Source organism: Streptomyces sp. NPDC104814 (genome assembly GCF_055583185.1).
In genome coordinates this window covers 170,129-187,590 of the sequence record NZ_JBVJOL010000007.1, presented here as the reverse complement: position 1 = coordinate 187,590, position 17,462 = coordinate 170,129, and the positions used below count along the sequence as shown (strand labels likewise).

Genomic DNA, 17,462 nt, shown 5'->3' with positions numbered 1-17,462 from the left:
CGTCCTTCAGCCGTTGACGTGCAGTCCTGCCGAGCCGGCGTCCTCCGTGGCGGCCAGCGAGGCGAGCAGCCGCAGCCCTTCCTCCGAGGCGGAGCCGGGCTCGGCGGTGTAGATGGTCATGTGGAGCCCGGGTTCGGCGGCCAGGTCCAGGGACTCGTAGGCGAGGGTGAGATCGCCGACAGCGGGATGGCGGAAGCGCTTGGTTCCGGTCCCGTGCCGACGGACGTTGTGCGCGCCCCAGCGGGTGCGGAACGCCTCGCTGCGCGTGGACAGCTCCCCGACGAGATCGTGCAGGCCCTTGTCGTGGGGGTCGCGGCCGGCTTCCCGGCGCAGCATGGCCACGGCCATGTCGGCGAACCGCTCCCAGTCGGGGTAGAAGTCGCGGGAAGCCGGGTCAAGGAAGTTGAAGCGCGTCAGATTGCGCTGGTTGTCCGTGTGGGCCAGGAGGTCGGCGTAGAAGGCGCGGGCGAGCGGGTTGGCCGCCAGGATGTCCCCGCGGCCGTTGCTGACGAATGCGGGGCCCGCCGTGATCGCGTCGAGGGTCCATTGCAGACTGCGGTGCGGGGTCCACGGCCGTGCGGGGCGGCGGCGCCGGGGGCGGGTGAGGACGTCGGAGCCGTCGGCGGCCTGGGCCAGGTGCAGGAGGTGGGCGCGCTCGGCGTCGTCCAGCTGGAGCGCGCGGGCGACGGCCTCGAGGACGGCCGGGGAGGCGCCGGCGAGGTTGCCGCGCTCCAGTTTGGCGTAGTACTCGACGCTCATGTCGGCCAGCGCCGCCACCTCGCTGCGGCGCAGCCCCGGCACGCGCCGCCGGGCACCGGCGGGCAGGTCGGCCTGCTCAGGGGTGATCTTCGCTCGCCGCGAGGTGAGGAACTCGCGGACCTCCTCACGGTTGTCCATACCTTCGACCGTACGGCTTGGCCGCCCGGGGAGGGATGTACTGCCAGTACACGTCTTCCTGGTGACTGGCAGGCCGGCGCCATGACCGATTGCCTGGAGAGGAAGGCAATTCCCGAGCGGGGGCCACCGCCTCAGGCCGGCCCCCGCCAAGAACGTAAGGACCCCTCATGCGCGGAGCTGTGATCCACGCCCCCGGCGACGTCCGCTTCGAGACCCTCGACGATCCCAAGATCCTCAAGCCGACGGATGCGGTCATCCGCACGGCGGTGACCTGTGTGTGCGGTTCGGATCTGTGGCCCTGGCGCGGTCTGGACGCGACCGAGGCGGCCCATCCGATGGGCCATGAGTACGTCGGTTTCGTCGAGGAGGTCGGCTCCGAGGTCACCGCGGTCAGGCCGGGCCAGTTCGTGGTGGGGTCCTTCGCGACGTCGGACAACACGTGCGCGAACTGCCGGGCCGGCTGGCAGTCCAGCTGCCTGAACCGGGAGTTCATGAGCACCTGCCAGGCCGAGTACGTGCGCATCCCGAACGCGCAGGGGACGCTGGTGGCGACGGCGGAGGTACCGGGGGAGGAGCTGTGGCCCGCTCTGCTGGCCGTCTCCGACGTGATGGGCACCGGCTGGTACGCGGCCGACGCGGCCCAGGTCGGGCCCGGCTCGACCGCGGTGGTCGTCGGTGACGGCGCGGTCGGGCTGTGCGCGGTGATCGCGGCGAAGGAGAAGGGCGCGGAGCGGATCATCGCGATGAGCCGCCACGCGTCCCGTCAGCGGCTCGCGCGCGAGTTCGGTGCGACCGACATCGTCGCCGAGCGCGGCGAGGAGGGCGTCGCCCGGATCAAGGAGATGACCGGCGGGATCGGCGCCGACGCGGTGCTGGAGTGCGTCGGTACGGCCGAGGCGATGCGGCAGGCGCTGCAGTCGACGCGCCCCGGCGGCAACGTGGGCTTCGTCGGCGTCCCGCACGAGGTGGCGATCGACGGCCAGGAGCTGTTCTTCTCCCACGTCGGCCTGCGGGGCGGCCCGGCTCCGGTGCGCCGCTACCTGCCGGACCTGATCGAGCGCGTGCTGAGCGGCCGTATCGACCCGGGCAAGGTCTTCGACCTCACCCTGCCCCTGGCGGACGTCGCCGAGGGCTACAAGGCCATGGACGAGCGCCGCGCCGTCAAGGCACTCCTCAAGCCCTGACCCCACCCCCCACGGCAACCCACGCCTCGGCCCCGTGCCGTAGCCCACGAGAAGGAAACGACCGTGCAGATCACCCGAAGCTCGATCACCACCGTCAAGGGCCCCGCCGACTGGTTCACCGGCGATGTCTACATCGACGCCGTCGCCGCCGCGCCCGAGCCCTCCCGGGTCACCGCCGCCCTGGTGCACTTCATGCCCGGAGCACGCACCCACTGGCACCGCCACCCGCTGAGCCAGACCGTCTTCGTCACCGAGGGGGTCGGGCTGTGCCGGCGCCGGGGCGGCCCCGTCGAGGTCATCCGGCCCGGCGACCGGGTGCTGTTCGAGGCCGACGAGGAGCACTGGCACGGCGCCGCGCCCGACCGGCTGATGGTCCACCTCGCCATCAACGAGAGCGACGCCGACCACGACGTCGTGCACTGGCTGACGCCCGTCACCGACGAGGAGTACACCGCGGCCCCGGCCACCGGCTGACCTCAGGCCGCCCACTGCCACCCGGCCGTCGCGTCGGCGTCAGGTGCGGAAGCCGACGTGCACGTGGTCGTGGTGGGTGGCGTCGCTGAAGAACTGACCAGGGCCGCCGCCCGACAGCAGGACCGGGCCGCCGACGTTGTAGGACCCGGCCGCCGCCGCGTCACGCATGAACCGCTCCACCAGGCCCCGCGGTGTCGCCGGGTCGACGACCGCGTGACCGTCGATCCGCCATACGTCGAAGGCGCGGCCGTGCGGATGGTCGCTCGGCCTGCGGGTGCCGAACACGTCCAGCGGGTGCCCGGAGCGCACGACGCTCACCTCCAGCCGGTACGTCCGCGCCAGCGCGAGCATCGCCTCCGCGACACTGCTGTGCACCTGACCGCTGCGCAGGTCGGCGACCGCGGCCGGCGGCAACGCGATCCGGTCGTCGGACAGCACGGCCCGGACAGCGGGCGCGAGCGACCTGGCGGCCGGTCCAGGACGCGCCGGGTGGAGGGCACCGACCGTCCATCCGGACCCCGACCGGGTCAGCCGTACGTCGACCGTCGTCCCTCCGGCGATCACCCGGCCGCCGCGCCGGATCCACTGCCGGCACACCACCAGCACGCTGGCGGACCGCGCCAGAATGCCGCCGTACTGCGCGTCCAGGACCTGCAGCACCGCCTGGTCCGCCGCCGGCCGGAGCGGCCCCGCCTGATCGGCGAGGGCCGCCGGCAGCCCGAGCCGGGCCACTCGCGCCCGTGCCGCGGCCGTCCCGCCCTGCCCCTCGCCCCAGGCGCCGATCGCCTCCACCACCTGCACGGCCCGCAGCTTCGCCGCCGGCTGCACCTCCGCCGACGTCGGCAGCCATGGCGTGGTGTGCGGCAGCGCGGGGGAGGGCGACGTTGCCCCGCTGCCGGTGTGTGCGAGAGGGGAGGACGGTGTCGTGGATCTCTGGGGCGGGCGCGCGGCCGAGGCCGTACGGGCGGAACAGCCCGCGGCGCCGAGCGCCACGCCGGCGAGGGCCGCCAGCACGGTGCGGCGGCCGGGTGGGGGAGCGGCGGGCGCACGAGTGTGGGTCATACGGCCCAGTGTCCGCCGCGCGGCGCAGACCTGCCGTGCATCGGATCCACAGTCCGGCCGGGCAACAGTCCGGCCGGGCCGTATCCCCCTGAGACGGACCGCCCGCCCGATCACCTCGCATTCGGGCCGGCGGCGAGGCGGGGCGGGGATTCGCGGCCGCGCCGCGGTACAGGCGCTGCACCATGCCGTCGGAGACGGCACGCGCGCATGTCCTGTGCTTTACGGATGAGTTGGACAATTTGACCGGGCTTCGGCCCGTGCCGGCCGCCGCGTTGTCGGTGGCCCTTCCCGGAATTGTCAGTGATCGGTAACAGACGCATCCGGCGGAACCTTTTCCTCGTCCTGTCAGTTGGTCGCACGGCGGCCGACGGTGGTGAGGAACCGAGGGGAAGCAGGGGGCGGACATGGCGCGTCACGGCGGCGGGCGGGGCTGGTACGGCAGGACGGTCGGGGCGGCACTCGGGGTGACGCTGCTGGCCGCCGGTGCCGCGGTGTGGACGGCGCAGGCCGATACCGTGGACCGCACTCCGCCGCGGGCGTCCACGCCGGCGAAGCCGGGCGCCGCCCCGCAGTCGGTGGCGGCCACCATCGCGCACTCCTCCGACAAGGGTCCCCGTGGCGTGAACATCACCATCGACGACGGCCCCGACCCCGTGTGGACCCCCCAGGTGCTCGACGTGCTCGAGACGTACGGGGTGAAGGCCACGTTCTGCATGGTGGGGACGCAGGCGCAGGCCCACCCGGATCTCGTCAAGAAGGTCGTCGCGGCCGGCCACCGGCTGTGCGACCACTCGGTGTCGCACGACACCGCCATGGACAAGAAGTCCCAGGCCTACCAGTCGCAGGAGATCCTCGACGCCGAACGCATGATCACCGAGGCTTCCGGGGGCGTGAAGCCGATGTACTACCGGGCGCCCGGCGGCGCGTTCACCCCGTACAGCCGCACGCTCGCCGCCTCCCGGGGGATGCGCCCGCTGGGCTGGAACGTGGACTCCAAGGACTTCGAACGGCCCGGCGCGAACGCGATCGTCGCGACCGTCGAGCGGGAGGTGCCCAACGGGCCGACGATCCTCTTCCACGACGCGGGCGGCGACCGCTCCCAGACCGTCGAAGCCCTGCGCCGGATCCTGCCCTGGCTCAAGGGGCAGGGCTACTCCTTCGGCTTCCCCGTGCGCTGATCGCCCGTCCCCAGAAGGTGGCGCCGCGCGAGGAGCGGGCCGCGGCGCCCCACTTGGCCGAAGGCACCGTCACGGCCGGGCATCACGCCGTGAACGCCAGCAGTTCGGACACCACCGACAGCATCGGAACGTACAGTCGCTCGCCCGCGCCGATCGAGCTGTCGAACGCTGCCGGCAACCGCCAGACACTGGACGGCAGCACGACGAGGGGAACGGCGTACGCGAGCCGGCGCGTCCGTGCGGAAACCCCGGGCACCGGCTCGTGCGCGGCCTTCCACGAGGTTCGGATGCGCCCGGCACCCACCTGCGGGCCACGGGCACTACGGGACACGTCTCCTCCTCGGTCCGGCGGGCCCGGCGGCCCGCCCGGTATCGAAGATCGCAGCTCGGGACCGCGGGCGGATCGCCCGGCGGGCGCAATTCCCCTCCGCCGCACGGGGGAGCGCACGGCCCCCTCCACGGATGACGACGGGCGAGGCCGGACGCTTCCCCGGGGCGGGGCCGGGTGGGGCCGGGCGGGGCGGGGCGTCGGCTCGGACGCGAGCAGCCGGCGGGCCGGTACGACCTGGCCTGCCGATCCGGTTACGAGACCGGCCGGCGCCCTTCCCTCAGTCCCTCGGCGAACGCTCGGGCAGCGGCCAGATCCCCGGCGTTCGGCCGCTGCCTGTGGATGCCGCCGACGACTTTGAACGGCGCCCAGGTGTCGAGGGCCCGGCACGCGAACGTCCCCTCCACGGTGAACCCTTTGCGCTCGAGGAGCCGGCTCAACGGGCGCGTGTACGGTGCGATCGGGATCTCGGGAAAGCCGCTGGTGGCGAAGACGAACGCCCGGCCTCCTCGCCGTACCGGGAGCGCTTCGGCGAAGTGGGTGAGGCGGGGGTGGAGCCTGCCGTGGAAGACGCCCGAGCCGAACCCTACGAGCCCGGCGTCAGCCAGCCGCGCGGGCTCGGCCTCCTCGGGCGAGACGACTTCCGCGCCCAGTACCTCGGCCATGACTTCGGCGACACGACGCGTATTGCCGTGCGACACGGAGGCGCACACGATGACGGCGTTCATCCTGACGATCCCTTCCCTGGCTTCTGAAGCGAGGACCGCGCAGGGGGCGCCGGATGTGACAGCCCGCCACGGCGACGGCGGCCGCATCCGCAGAGTCGCCCGGCGAGCAGCACGGCGCAGCCGCCGGCGGTCGTCAGCCCGCCGGCGAGGAACGTGCCGCGTACATCGGCGAGCGGGAGGACCACTCCGCCCAGGGCGGCGCCCGCCGCGATTCCGGCGTTGTAGCAACCGGAGTTCGCCGCGAGTGCCACGTCCGTGCGGCCCGGTGCACAGTGCAGCATCTCGTTCTGCGTGGTCATGAAGACCGGTCCGAGCGCACCGCCCATCAGCACCAGGAACACCACCGCTGCTTCCGGATGGGTTCCGGCTCCGTACAGTCCGAGCATGCCCACCGCCTGCGTGGCCACGGCAGTGGCCGACGCGCCGCGCGGAAAGCGGTCCACGAGCGCCCCGGTGACGCTCACGCCGGTCAGACACGCGAGGCCGAAAGCCACGAGCAGCACCTCGACCGCATCCGAGGAGAAGCCGCTCACATCGCCGAGGAACCTGACGATGTACGTGTAGCCCGCGAAAGCCCCCGTGGCGGACAGGGTCCCGGCCACCAGCACCGTACGGAACCGGTGGGCGTCCGGACTGATCCCGTGAGCGGCTGGGTCTTCCTCCGGCCGTGAGGTCGGCAGCAACACGGCGATCGTCACGAGGGAGAGGAGCGCCGGAGCCGCCAGAAGGGCGACGGGGAGCCGCCAGCCGCTGTGGTTGCCCAGCCACGTCCCGGCGGGGACACCGAGAACGAGGGCGAGGGAACCGGCCACGGACAGCGCCCCGACGACGCGGCCGCGCACCTCGGGCCGGAACAGGCCCACCGCGACCGGCCCCATCACGGCCCAGAACAGCGCCTGAGCGAGCGCGGTCAGCAGCCGTGCCACGAGGAGCAGTCTGTAGGAGGGGGCCGACGCCGCGGCCGGACTGGACACGACGAGGGCGGCCAGTACGGCTGTCAGCACATGACGCCGGGGCACAGCCCGAAGCATGTGGGCGAGCGGCACGGACGCCACGGCCACCGTCACGCCGTAACCGGTGACCAGCAGGCCGACCGCCGACAAGGACACCCGAAGACTCGCGGAGAGGAGCTCCAGCAGACCGACGGGCAGGTTTTCCGCGGTGTTGAAGGTCAACGCGGCCAGCATCAAGGCCGCGAGCAGCGCCGGCCCGTGCCACGGCGCCGGCTGCCCCACGGTCGTTCGGCCAGGTGCGGTCCTCGCGGCCCGCACCTGACTAGCGGCCTCGTCCATGGATTCACTCCACCGGGCTCACCGCCCCGGACGCAACCGAAAATACGGCTGCCCGGGCCTTGCGACTCCGGAGTCGTCTCCCTTCGCCACCGGGGGACGCGGTAGGCCGCGCTTTCCGGGGTGGGTTGCCGGACGCCCGTTCCTCGAGTGGCGGAACGAAGCGACCGCGTCCGCGTCGATAGGCGTGCAAGCTGGGCGACTTGGGGTAGACGGCCTTCTTGCTGCGGCCCGCGACTCGCTGCTCGACGGCGACTTCCCCGGCAGAGAGTTCATGGCGGGCATCGCCGAGCACAACCTGCAGAACGCCCTGGAACTCGTCCGCTCGGCGTCACCGGGTCCGGGGATCCAGCGCCGCCAGGATCCGCTGGAATCGTGCGGTCATGTCGTCCGCGCTCTGCTCGGGGTGGTGCCGCCACCAGGCGACCGCGGCGCTCACGGTTCCGTACCACAGATGCGTGGCGAGGTCGGCGTCGAGCGGTTCGTCGGCCTGGGACGAGCGCAGGAACGCGGCCACACCGACCGCGCCCATCCGGTTCAGCCTCCGCCGGTACCCCGCAGCCGCGGACTGGAGGGCGCCGTCCGGCGGCAGAGTCGGGTCGTGGACGAGCTGCCAGTCGTGCATGCGGGACTCGAGCACCCGGAAAATGGCCCGCAGCGTTCGCACCGCCCGCGTGAGGTCCGCCGGCCCCTCCTGGGCGGATTCGACGGCCGCGACGAGGCGGGCTCCGGCGGCGTCGAGGCAGGCCAGGTACAGACCGTCCTTGGAGCCGAAGTACTCGTAGATCATCGGCTTGGTGATGCCCGCACGGGCGGCCACCACGGCCGTCGAGCCGCGCGCGTATCCCCGGCCGCCGAACTCCTCGGCCGCCGCGTCCAGGATCAGCCGTTCCCGCTCCTTGCGTGGCATCCCCTTGGTGCCCACCGTGCGTGAGGCGTTCTGCTGCTTGCTCATGCTGCCATCCCATGCAAATGTGACTGCAAGGTAACTTACCCTGTGTTCAGATAGGCGGTGTGCCGGTGCACAGCAAGACGCGCTCATGGTGGGGTTGGGGAAACGTCGAGGACGCCGTGACGGCCGCTGAGCGCGCGGAGCTCACCCGGCGTACCGCGGAACTGCTGCCCGGCGCGGACCTCGCCGTGCACGAGGCCCCTCCGGTCGAGTCCTTCGGTGTGGGCGCGAGCAGGGTCCGGGCGCCGCGGACGCTCGCTTCGATCGTCTCGCAGGACGTCCGTGACCGGCTCGCGCACAGCCACGGTCAGGCATTCCGCGATGTCGTGCGGGCACTGCTGGGCAGGCTGCCCCACATACCCGACCTCGTCGTGCGCCCGGCATCGGAAGAGCAGGTCGTCGACGTACTCGACTGGTGCAACGACGCCGGCATCGCCGTCATCCCCTTCGGCGGCGGATCCTCCGTGGTCGGAGGCGTCGAACCACGCGTGGGTGACGAGTACGCCGGCGTGATCAGCATGGACCTCACCTCGATGGACCGGGTCCTCGAAGTGGACACCACCAGCCGGGCCGCGCTCGTCCAGGCCGGGGTCTTCGGCCCGCATCTGGAGGAGCAGTTGAGGCCCACGGGACACACCCTGCGCTTCTTCCCGCAGTCCTTCGAGTTCTCCACGCTCGGCGGCTGGCTGGCCACCCGTGCGGGCGGCCACTTCGCCACGCACCTCACCCACATCGACGACCTGACCGAATGCCTGCGGATCGTCACCCCGTCCGGCGTCGTCGCCACCCGCCGGCTCCCGGGCTCGGGCGCCGGGCCCTCCCCCGACCGGATGTTCCTCGGCTCCGAGGGATCGCTCGGGGTGATCACCGAGGCCTGGGTCCGCCTCCAGGCGCGGCCGCGGTGGAGGGCCGGCGCCTCGGTGGGCTTCGCGGACCACGACGCGGGCGTACGGGCCGTGCGCGCCCTGTCCCAGTCCGGACTGAACCCGGCGAACTGCCGCCTGCTGGACCCGATGGAGGCGCTCATCAACGCGGGCTCGTCGACCGGTGTCCTGGTGCTCGGCTTCGAATCGGCGGACCACCCCGTCCACGCATGGATGGAACGCGCGCTGGAACTGTGCCGGGACCACGGCGGCACCCTGACCGAGCCGCCGCGCCACACCGACACCGCCGACCGGGCCGCGCGCACCGCGGCCGCCGACGCCTGGCGCTCCTCCTTCATGCGCATGCCCTATCACCGCGACGCGCTCGCCGCCCAGGGCATGATCGTGGAGACGTTCGAGACGGCCTGCACCTGGGACCGTTTCGACGCGCTGCGCGCCACCGTCGACGAGGCGGCGCAGGACGCCATGCGTCAGGTCGGTGCCGTGGGGGTGGTGACCTGCCGGTTCACCCACGTCTATCCCGACGGCCCGGCACCGTACTTCGGCATCTACGCGGCCGGAGAATGGGGCAAGACCGTGGAGCAGTGGGACGAGATCAAGCAGGCGGTGTCCGAAGCGCTGATCTCCAGCGGTGCCACCATCACCCACCATCACGCGGTGGGCCGCGACCACCGGCCGTGGTACGACCGGCAGCGCCCCGACCTCTTCGGCTCCGCACTCCAAGCCGCCAAGACGGTGCTCGATCCGGCGGGGATCCTGAACCCCGGGGTGGTGATCGACCCCCTGAACCCCCTGCGCGACCGCTGACCCGGTTGCTGCCGCGCGGCAGCAAGATCCCGGCGTGGCGCCGCCGCCGGGAGCTCGACCGCGACCACTACGGGCAGACGGCGGTGGCTGCGCTCACCCTTCGACCGCCGGCCGGAGCACCTCCTCGCACCATTGCCGGAACGTCGTGCGCCCCGCGTTCGCCGGGGTGCGTCGCACGCCGTCGTCCAGACCCTCACCCTTGGCGCGCACCATGTCGGCGAACGCCTCCGCGAGCTCGGGGGCCGCCCCGCGCGCGGTCAGGCCGACGCGTACGTCCTCGAGCGACTGCCGTTCGTAGCGGACCGGACGGCCGAGCACCTCGGACAGGACACGCGCCATGTCGTCGGCCGACAGGTCCTCCGGGCCGAGCACGGGAACCTCGCCCGTGCCGGTCCACGAGCGGTCGAGGAGAAGGCCGGCGGCGGCCTCGGCGATGTCCCGGGTGGCGGCGAGGGGTGCCTTGCGGTCGGCGGCGAGGGGGCCGGTGAACACGCCGGCGTCGCGGATCGACGCCGCCTGCCACAGCAGGTTGTCCATGAAGGTGGGGTTGGCCAGCGCACGGTAGGCCACACCCGAACCCGCGATGAGGTCGTCCATGGCGAGCGAGGCCGTCACCTGTCCGGCACGGTCGGCGACCGGGGTGCCGCGACCGAGCGCCGAGACGCCGACGACGTGGCCGACCCCGTGGGCCGCGAACGCCTTCGCGGCGGGCCGGGTGAAATCGACGTACACCTCGTCAAGGCTCGAAGCCCGCAGGTTCGGCGGGGCGAGCCAGAAGACGGCGTGCGCGCCGGTGAAGGCCCGGTCGACGACGTCCGCGTCGCCGTGCGAGCCGGTGACGACGTCCACGCGAGACCTGACGTGGTCCGGGAGCCGTGCGGGATCGCGCACGACGACGCGCAGTTCTTCCCCGCGAGCGGGGGCCCGGTCGAGCAGGATGTCCAGGAGCCGGGCGCCGATCTGCCCGGTGGGAGCGGTGATGACGATCATGCGTCGAGTCTCCGCGCGGAGCCCCGTGGCGGTCCAATACCTTCCCCGCCGATTGATACCGTCAAGGTATGGATCTGGATCTGCGCAAGCTCCGCTACTTCGCCGCGGTGGCCGAGCACCGGCACTTCGGCCGGGCGGCGGAACAGCTGTACATCGCCCAGCCGGTGCTCAGCCGGCAGATCAAGGCGTTCGAACAGGAGCTGGGGTGCGCGCTGCTGGTGCGGACCACCCGCAGCGTGGAGCTGACCGCGGCCGGGCAGCAGCTCCACGAGGAGGCGCAAGCGATCCTCGGGGCGGTCACCGCGGCAGTGCGGCGCGTGCACGACGCGGACCGGGGTGTGCAACGGCTGGTGATCGCCTTCTCTCCGGGGCTGCACGTCTCGGACGCGATCCGGGCGTTCGGCGCCCGCCACCCCGAGGTGGAGACCGACGTCGTACCGGTGCGCTGGTGGGAGCAGGACGCGCCGCTGCGCGACGGCCGGGCCCAGGTGGGGTACCTGCGGCGGCCGTTCGACGACACCGGGCTGCGTACGATCCCCGTCGGCTGCGAGCCGAGAGTCGCCTGCGTTCCGGCGGCGCACCCGCTCGCATCCCGCTCGGAGGTCACGCTCGGCGATCTCGACGGCGAGCGGGTGCTGGACGCGCCGACGCTGCGGACGTCGTCGCTGGAGGAGAAGTTCGAGCTCATCGCCCTGGGGCGGGGCATCGCGCTCGTCCCGCTCAGCGTCGCGCGGTCCTACTCCCGTGAGGGCCTCGTCCATCTCCCGGTCACGGACGCCCCGGGCATGCAGACGTGCCTGGTCGTCTGCGCGGACCGCCGGGAGGAGCTGCTGCGTGACTTCCTGGACATCGCCACCGCGACCCTGCGCCGCGATGCGGACGGCGGACGTCCGAGCGGGCCGCACTAGCTTTGAGCCCCGGCAGACCGGCACACGCACATGCCCGCCTGCATGGCAGCGGCCCGCCACGCGGGCGGCCGACTTGCGCTGGAGTGTGCTCCAAGTCGTAGCGTCGCGGGCACCGGGGCGCGAGGCCCGTGCCGCCCGGTGTCCCTCCTGGGATGCCGGGCCACGGAATCTGTTGCTGGATGGATGAAGGCTTCATCCGTTGCTGGATGGACGAAGGCTTCGCGTCGTCCGAACGACGAACGAGTGTGCAGGAAAGGCTGGGACACGGCATGCAAAAGCGCAGTCTGCGGGAGCTTCAGGTATCGGCCATCGGCCTGGGGTGTATGGGCATGTCCGCCTTCTACGGATCGACCGACCAGGAGGAGGGGATCGCGACCATCCGGCGCGCCCTCGACCTCGGGGTGAACTTTCTCGACACCGCACAGATGTACGGACCGCTCACCAACGAATCGCTCGTCGGCGAGGCGATCAAGGGGCGCCGTGATCAGTACGTGATCGCGACGAAGTTCAACTACCGGATGGACGACGCCGTACCTGGCGACATCAGCACGGTCGGCCCGCAGGACGGTTCGGCCGAGCACGTCCGCAGCTCGGTCCACGGCTCGCTGCAGCGCCTGGGAACCGATCACATCGACCTGTACTACCAGCACCGGGTCGACCCGAACGTGCCCATCGAGGAGACCGTCGGCGCGCTCGGGGAACTGGTCGCCGAGGGCAAGGTGCGCTATATCGGGCTGAGCGAGGCGAGCGCGCAGACCATCCGGCGCGCCCACGCCGTGCACCCGGTGACCGCGGTGCAGAGCGAGTACTCGCTGTGGTCACGGGATGTGGAGGCCGAGGTACTGCCCACCTGCCGTGAGCTGGGGATCGGCTTCGTGCCGTACTCGCCGCTCGGCCGTGGTTTCCTCGCCGGGCGGTTCACCTCGCCGGACGATCTGGACGTGAACGACTGGCGCCGCCAGAACCCGCGCTTCCAGGACGACAACCTGGAGGCGAACCTTCGGCTCGCGGCCAAGGTGAAGGAGATCGCGGCGGAGAAGGACGTGACTCCGGCCCAGCTGGCCATCGCCTGGGTGCTGGCCCGGGGCGAGGACCTGGTCCCGATCCCGGGCACCAAGCGCCGCACCTACCTGGAGCAGAACGCCGCCGCGGTCGACATCGTGCTCACCGACGACGACCTGGCCCGCATCGACGCCGAGCTGCCCGAGGCGGCGGGGGAGCGGTACGACGAGGCGGGGATGCGATCCGTGAATCGCTAGGCGATGGGCGATGGGCGATGGGCGATGGGCGCGGGGCGCGGGGCGCGTCGCCGGGCAGCGGCGTATCGGGCACCGTCCGCCGTGTCGTCGGGGGCCGGCCGCCCATGCCGGCCGGCTCGCCCGGGGCAGCCTCGGACGGCATCGTGAACGTGGTTGCCGCCCGAGGCGCTGTGCCGGGAGCCGGACGGCCGGGGTGCACTCAGCCGGTGTGCAGGACCCGGAAGCGGTCGGGGTTCGCGGGGTCCCGGTCGACGACCTGGACGGGTGGCCACGCCCATTGCCACACGCCGATGCCCGGCGTGCGGGAGAACGTGATCCGCCCGCGGGTGCCGTCGACGGCGACGTGCGGCCACGCTTCGGCGAGGCGGGCCCGGTCCGTGCCGTGGGCGCGCAGGACGGCGGCGAGGACGGCGATCGTGTCGTAGCCCTCGAAGGCGACGAACGAGGGTGCCTGCCCGAGCCGTTCGCGCAGCATCTTCGCGGCGCGTGCGCCGAGCGGGGTGAGGTGTTCGGGCAGGTAGCGCAGGAACGGGATCGCGGTGCCGTCGTCGCCGAGCAGTGCCGCCCATTCGGCGAACTCCGGCTGCCCGGCCGGTGCACCGATCATGATCTCGGCGAGCCGCTGGTCACGGCGGACGGACGCGACGATCGGCACGGCCGGTTCGGGGTGGCCGACCAGAAGGAGGAGGGCCGTCGCGTGGTGCGCGGCCAGTCGGTCGCAGACCGCTGAGCGGGACGGCTCGCTCATGTCGAGTTCGGTGACGGTACCGCCGTGCGGGGCGAGGTACTCCCGCAGCAAGCGGGTGCCGGTCGCCCAGTAGACACTGGGCTGAGTGACCACGGCGATGTGCCGGTGGCCCGCGCCGAGGAGGAAGTCCGCGTAGATCCGCCAGCCGTGCGACTGCGCCGGGCACAGGCGGGCCACCCGGTCCGTCGGCTCCTCGGTCAGCGCGTCGAGAACGGCGGACGAGCACAGGTACGGCACGCCGAGGGCGTCGGCCGTGGTGGCCGCGGCGCGCGCCACCACGCTGTGATACTCCCCGGCCAGCGCGGCCACGCCCAGCCGGGCCAACTCCTCCACGGCCGCCGCGGCCCGCTGCGGATCGGCCGCCGTGTCCCGTACCACCAGTTCCAGCGGCCTGCCGCCGACACCCCCTGCGTCATTGACGTCGCGCGCCGCCGACTCCATTCCGGCGAGCAGGTGCCGGCCTGCCTCGGCCCAGCCGGGCCGGCTCAACGGCGCGAGCGCGCCGATCCGGACCGGTGAGCCGCCCGTACGCGTTTCTGCCGCTGTGATCATGAGGGGGCAGCGTAGTCACGCCACTTGGAGAATCCAAGCGGGTCTGCCGTCACCCTCGAGTCGGGGTAAGCAGTCAAGGACTTCTTGGTCGGTTCACCGGCCTCGTCTTGTCCAGGATGGAGCAAGCTCGTGCTGTCGCACGCTCCCTAGTGTCGGTGCTTCACGGCCAACGGCGAAGGGCGGCACCCCATGGACTGGCTTGTCCGCGACTACCGCGAGGACGACCTGGCGGCGGTTGTGCACTTGATCGACACCACAGCTGAACTCGGCCAGGAGTCCGTCTTCTCCTTCGCCGAGTGCATCGCCGCGTTGACCGCCAGAGAGCCGGCCGTCGTCGCCGTCCACGGCGGCGCGGTGGTCGGTTCGGCGCTCGCCTGTCTGGCGGGGGAGCGTGCCTGGGTGATGCGGATCGCGATCGAACCCGTCTGGCGTGGACGGGGGCTGGCCAGCGCGTTGCTGAGAGAACTGGAACGGCGTCTGGTGGCGGCCCGGGTGCAGCGCATCGCCTACGTCCTGCCCACGGAGGAACTGCTGGGCGAGGGACTGGCCAACGCGGGCTACACCAGAAGGCCCGCCGTCGCCTACTACGAGCGCGTCGAGCCGCCGACCGGCCCGATGGCCCACTCCCTGGAAGAGCTCGGTGGCCAGTGGCTGCCCGGCCACCTCTGGGGCGGGGTGGCCGGGATGAAGACGGAGAAGGAGCTGATCGAACGCCGCGTGGTGATGCCGCTCGCGCAGCCGGAGCGCGCCGCCCGGCACGGGGTGCGGCCGCCACGGGCGATCACCCTCTTCGGGCCGCCGGGCACGGGCAAGACCACCTTCGCCCGGGCCGTGGCCTCGCGCCTGGGCTGGCCGTTCGTCGAGCTGCTCCCCTCCCGCCTGGCGGACGGTGGCAACCTCGCCGCCGCGCTGCGTGCCGCCTTCACCCGGATCGCGCAACTGGAGCGGGTGCTCGTCTTCATCGACGAAGTGGAGGAGATAGCCCCGGTGCGCGGCGGGGGGACACCCGCGGGCATGCACGCGGTCACCAACGAACTGCTCAAGCTCATCCCCGGTTTCCGGGAGCGCGACGAGCGGCTGCTGGTCTGCGCCACCAACTCCGTCCGCTCGCTCGACCCGGCCTTCCTGCGCCCGGGCCGCTTCGACTACGTGATCCCGATCGGCACCCCGGACCCGGAGGCCCGCCGAGCGATCTGGTCCCGCTACACCGAGGACCGCACCGACGTCGACCTCGACACGTTGGTGAAGGCGAGTGATCTGTTCACCCCGGCGGACATCGAGCAGGCGGCACGGGCCGCGGCCCAGGCCGCGTTCGAACGGGACCTGTCCGCGGGCGGCACGGCGACCGCCGACGACCGGGCCGGAGCGACCACGGCGGACTATCTGACGGCCATCGACCAGTGCCGCCCCACGGTCACCCGCAGCATGATCGAGGAGTTCACCGCCGACATCACCGCACACGCCCGGCTCTGACGGACCAGGGACGTGTCACCAGGGCGTGTCGGCGGGCGTATGACATCGCGTCATGTACGGCCGTGTCTGCGACCGTTGCGGGATCCGCCGGGCGTCCGTGAGCGGCTGTGTGGTTCCCTGGTGACCGAGCCCAGTGCCCAGGCGCCGAAGGAGCAGCCCATGACCAGCGCCCCTGTCCCTTTCCAGGTGTACGAGGCGGGAACCTACCTGCACGGTACGAAGGCGCATCTCGTTCCGGGGGATCTGCTGGTCCCCGGTTACGCCTCCAACTACGAGGAAGGGCGCACGTCCCGCCACGTCTATGTCTCCGAGACCCTGGACGCCGCCGCCTGGGGTGCCGAGCTGGCAACCGGCGACGGCCCGGGGCGCATCTACGTGGTGGAGCCGACCGGCGCCCTGGAGGACGATCCCAACGTCACCGACAAGAAGTTCCCGGGCAACCCCACCCGCTCCTACCGCACGAGTGAGCCGGTCCGCGTCGTGTCGGAGCTCAAGGACTGGGTCGGGCATTCCCCCGAACAGATCAAGGCCATGGTGGAGGGGCTGGCCGACCTCCGCCGCCGCGGTATCGCCGAGATCCTCGACTGACGACAGGCGCCGCCGACTGCCCGCCCATCGTCACCGGGGAGCCGACGTCGCGCCCCCGGCTACGCGGGCGGCTTCCCCGCCGTGACGTCCGCACCGGCGGTCGCGCAGACGGGGCGGGTGCGCGCGGCGTAGGAGCGAGCGGCCACGACGAGGCCGATGCCCAGACCCCCGAACGCCAGACCGCCGAACTCGACCATCCAGGTGACCCCCGAGCTGGTGGTGAACGGCGGGGTCGGCTCGATCGCGGGCAGCACGCCGAGGGCGATGAGCGGGGCCACCACGATGAGGACGGCCCCGTACATCGTCAGCGGGATGCCGGTCAACCAGGCCGGTATCAAGGGCAGCAGGCGCGGGACCCGCCGTCCGGACAGGATCAGCGTCCAGCGCGGGAACACCTGCCCCCAGGTGTACAGCAGGCCCAGTAGCAGGAAGACCCCTGCCGAAGCGGCCAGTACGGTCACGTCGATCCCGGCCTGCGCGGTTGCCTCCGACGGTCCCGACGCGACGGCACTCGTCGTCCTGTTCCAGTCGTCGCCCGCGACGCCGAGCGCGTTGCCGCCCAGCGTCCAGATGCTCTTGGCTCCCGCCCACGGCAGCAGCCCGCACATGAGCAGGTACACCGTGGTACGGGTGCGCTTCGATGCCTTGGACGCGGCCGGGTGGGCGAGTGGACCGTCACCGGCGCCGGCGTGCCGGTGTCCGCAGCGCGGGCAGTCACCGCGCAGCCGCCGGCGGTACGACAGGGCGACGAGGACCAGGAGCACGGCGCCGACCGTGTTCAACAGCACCTGGCCCAGGCCGGTGGCACTCCAGCCTCCCGAGAGCGTCACCAGCGTCACGAAGTAGATCGGCAGGCCGTTCGTCCCGATCACGAACACCGGGATCGCGACGGCCAGGACGGCCGCCACCGCGGCCCGGCCGGACCAGGCAAGGGTTCGGGTGCAGGCCAGGCAGGCCCCGCCGGCCAGGAAGGCGAGGGCCGCCAGGAGAAGCTGGACCGCCGGCGCGTACGCCGAGTGTTCCTTCCACGGCACGGTGGCGCCCGCCGCCGCCCACGCGACCTGGACAGCGGCGTACACCACTGCCCACGACGCGGCGGCCATGGGCACCCACACGGGCCACCGCCGCCACCAGAACGTCCTCGCCCGGGCTGCGACCGGG

17 protein-coding genes are annotated in these 17,462 nt (G+C 72.4%); 8 read left to right on the top strand and 9 right to left on the bottom strand.

What is annotated here, in order from left to right; genetic code table 11:
• Positions 1–6 precede the first annotated feature (6 nt).
• Positions 7–897, bottom strand: a complete 891-nt coding sequence (locus tag ACZ64A_RS23645; RefSeq protein WP_469812840.1) for a helix-turn-helix transcriptional regulator — start codon at positions 895–897, stop codon at positions 7–9.
• A gap of 167 nt (positions 898–1,064) precedes the next feature.
• Here ACZ64A_RS23645 and ACZ64A_RS23640 point away from each other — a divergent pair, with 167 nt between their 5' ends.
• Complete coding sequence (locus tag ACZ64A_RS23640) at positions 1,065–2,081, top strand: zinc-dependent alcohol dehydrogenase family protein (protein WP_469812838.1); 1,017 nt, start codon at positions 1,065–1,067, stop codon at positions 2,079–2,081.
• A gap of 63 nt (positions 2,082–2,144) precedes the next feature.
• Positions 2,145–2,555 (top strand): (R)-mandelonitrile lyase, encoded by a 411-nt coding sequence (locus tag ACZ64A_RS23635; RefSeq protein ID WP_469812837.1) that lies wholly within the window; start codon positions 2,145–2,147, stop codon positions 2,553–2,555.
• A gap of 39 nt (positions 2,556–2,594) precedes the next feature.
• On the opposite strand, the gene ACZ64A_RS23630 is transcribed toward ACZ64A_RS23635, so the two are convergent.
• Positions 2,595–3,617 carry a hypothetical protein gene (locus ACZ64A_RS23630; protein ID WP_469812836.1) on the bottom strand — a complete coding sequence of 341 codons (1,023 nt, stop codon included), beginning with the start codon at positions 3,615–3,617 and terminating at the stop codon, positions 2,595–2,597.
• A gap of 404 nt (positions 3,618–4,021) precedes the next feature.
• Here ACZ64A_RS23630 and ACZ64A_RS23625 point away from each other — a divergent pair, with 404 nt between their 5' ends.
• Complete coding sequence (locus ACZ64A_RS23625) at positions 4,022–4,795, top strand: polysaccharide deacetylase family protein (RefSeq protein WP_469812835.1); 774 nt, start codon at positions 4,022–4,024, stop codon at positions 4,793–4,795.
• An 82-nt stretch (positions 4,796–4,877) separates the two neighbouring features.
• Here the strand turns inward: ACZ64A_RS23625 and ACZ64A_RS23620 are convergent, their stop codons facing one another.
• The 4 genes from ACZ64A_RS23620 to ACZ64A_RS23605 form a co-directional block, all read right to left on the bottom strand.
• On the bottom strand, positions 4,878–5,126 hold the full coding sequence (locus tag ACZ64A_RS23620) for a hypothetical protein (protein WP_469812834.1): 249 nt from the start codon (positions 5,124–5,126) through the stop codon (positions 4,878–4,880).
• A 251-nt stretch (positions 5,127–5,377) separates the two neighbouring features.
• Positions 5,378–5,851 carry a flavodoxin family protein gene (locus tag ACZ64A_RS23615; protein WP_469812833.1) on the bottom strand — a complete coding sequence of 158 codons (474 nt, stop codon included), beginning with the start codon at positions 5,849–5,851 and terminating at the stop codon, positions 5,378–5,380.
• Complete coding sequence (locus tag ACZ64A_RS23610) at positions 5,848–7,038, bottom strand: MFS transporter (RefSeq protein WP_469813218.1); 1,191 nt, start codon at positions 7,036–7,038, stop codon at positions 5,848–5,850. Before ACZ64A_RS23610 ends, ACZ64A_RS23615 begins: the two co-directional genes overlap by 4 nt.
• A gap of 433 nt (positions 7,039–7,471) precedes the next feature.
• Positions 7,472–8,095 carry a TetR/AcrR family transcriptional regulator gene (locus ACZ64A_RS23605; protein WP_469812832.1) on the bottom strand — a complete coding sequence of 208 codons (624 nt, stop codon included), beginning with the start codon at positions 8,093–8,095 and terminating at the stop codon, positions 7,472–7,474.
• Between the two features lie 116 nt (positions 8,096–8,211).
• On the opposite strand from ACZ64A_RS23605, the gene ACZ64A_RS23600 reads away from it, so the two are divergent.
• On the top strand, positions 8,212–9,783 hold the full coding sequence (locus tag ACZ64A_RS23600) for an FAD-binding oxidoreductase (RefSeq protein WP_469812830.1): 1,572 nt from the start codon (positions 8,212–8,214) through the stop codon (positions 9,781–9,783).
• A 93-nt stretch (positions 9,784–9,876) separates the two neighbouring features.
• Here ACZ64A_RS23600 and ACZ64A_RS23595 read toward each other — a convergent pair whose 3' ends face one another.
• Positions 9,877–10,773: an NAD(P)H-binding protein gene (locus tag ACZ64A_RS23595; RefSeq protein WP_469812828.1), complete on the bottom strand. Its 897-nt coding sequence runs from the start codon at positions 10,771–10,773 to the stop codon at positions 9,877–9,879.
• A gap of 68 nt (positions 10,774–10,841) precedes the next feature.
• On the opposite strand from ACZ64A_RS23595, the gene ACZ64A_RS23590 reads away from it, so the two are divergent.
• The gene (locus ACZ64A_RS23590) at positions 10,842–11,681 is read left to right on the top strand and encodes a LysR family transcriptional regulator (RefSeq protein WP_469812827.1); all 840 of its coding nucleotides are present in this window, start codon (positions 10,842–10,844) and stop codon (positions 11,679–11,681) included.
• 269 nt (positions 11,682–11,950) lie between these two features.
• Complete coding sequence (locus ACZ64A_RS23585; protein WP_469812826.1) at positions 11,951–12,940, top strand: aldo/keto reductase; 990 nt, start codon at positions 11,951–11,953, stop codon at positions 12,938–12,940.
• Between the two features lie 199 nt (positions 12,941–13,139).
• On the opposite strand, the gene ACZ64A_RS23580 is transcribed toward ACZ64A_RS23585, so the two are convergent.
• Positions 13,140–14,240, bottom strand: a complete 1,101-nt coding sequence (locus ACZ64A_RS23580) for an ABC transporter substrate-binding protein (RefSeq protein WP_469812824.1) — start codon at positions 14,238–14,240, stop codon at positions 13,140–13,142.
• A gap of 189 nt (positions 14,241–14,429) precedes the next feature.
• Here ACZ64A_RS23580 and ACZ64A_RS23575 point away from each other — a divergent pair, with 189 nt between their 5' ends.
• Together ACZ64A_RS23575 and arr are read left to right on the top strand one after the other, a co-directional pair.
• Positions 14,430–15,713, top strand: coding sequence for an ATP-binding protein (locus ACZ64A_RS23575; protein ID WP_469812823.1), 1,284 nt, complete (start codon positions 14,430–14,432; stop codon positions 15,711–15,713).
• A gap of 159 nt (positions 15,714–15,872) precedes the next feature.
• A complete protein-coding gene (arr, locus tag ACZ64A_RS23570) occupies positions 15,873–16,301 on the top strand; it encodes an NAD(+)--rifampin ADP-ribosyltransferase (RefSeq protein ID WP_469812821.1) in 429 nt (142 codons plus the stop codon).
• Positions 16,302–16,360: 59 nt separating this feature from the next.
• On the opposite strand, the gene ACZ64A_RS23565 is transcribed toward arr, so the two are convergent.
• The gene (locus tag ACZ64A_RS23565; protein ID WP_469812819.1) at positions 16,361–17,404 is read right to left on the bottom strand and encodes a hypothetical protein; all 1,044 of its coding nucleotides are present in this window, start codon (positions 17,402–17,404) and stop codon (positions 16,361–16,363) included.
• Positions 17,405–17,462: the final 58 nt, after the last annotated feature.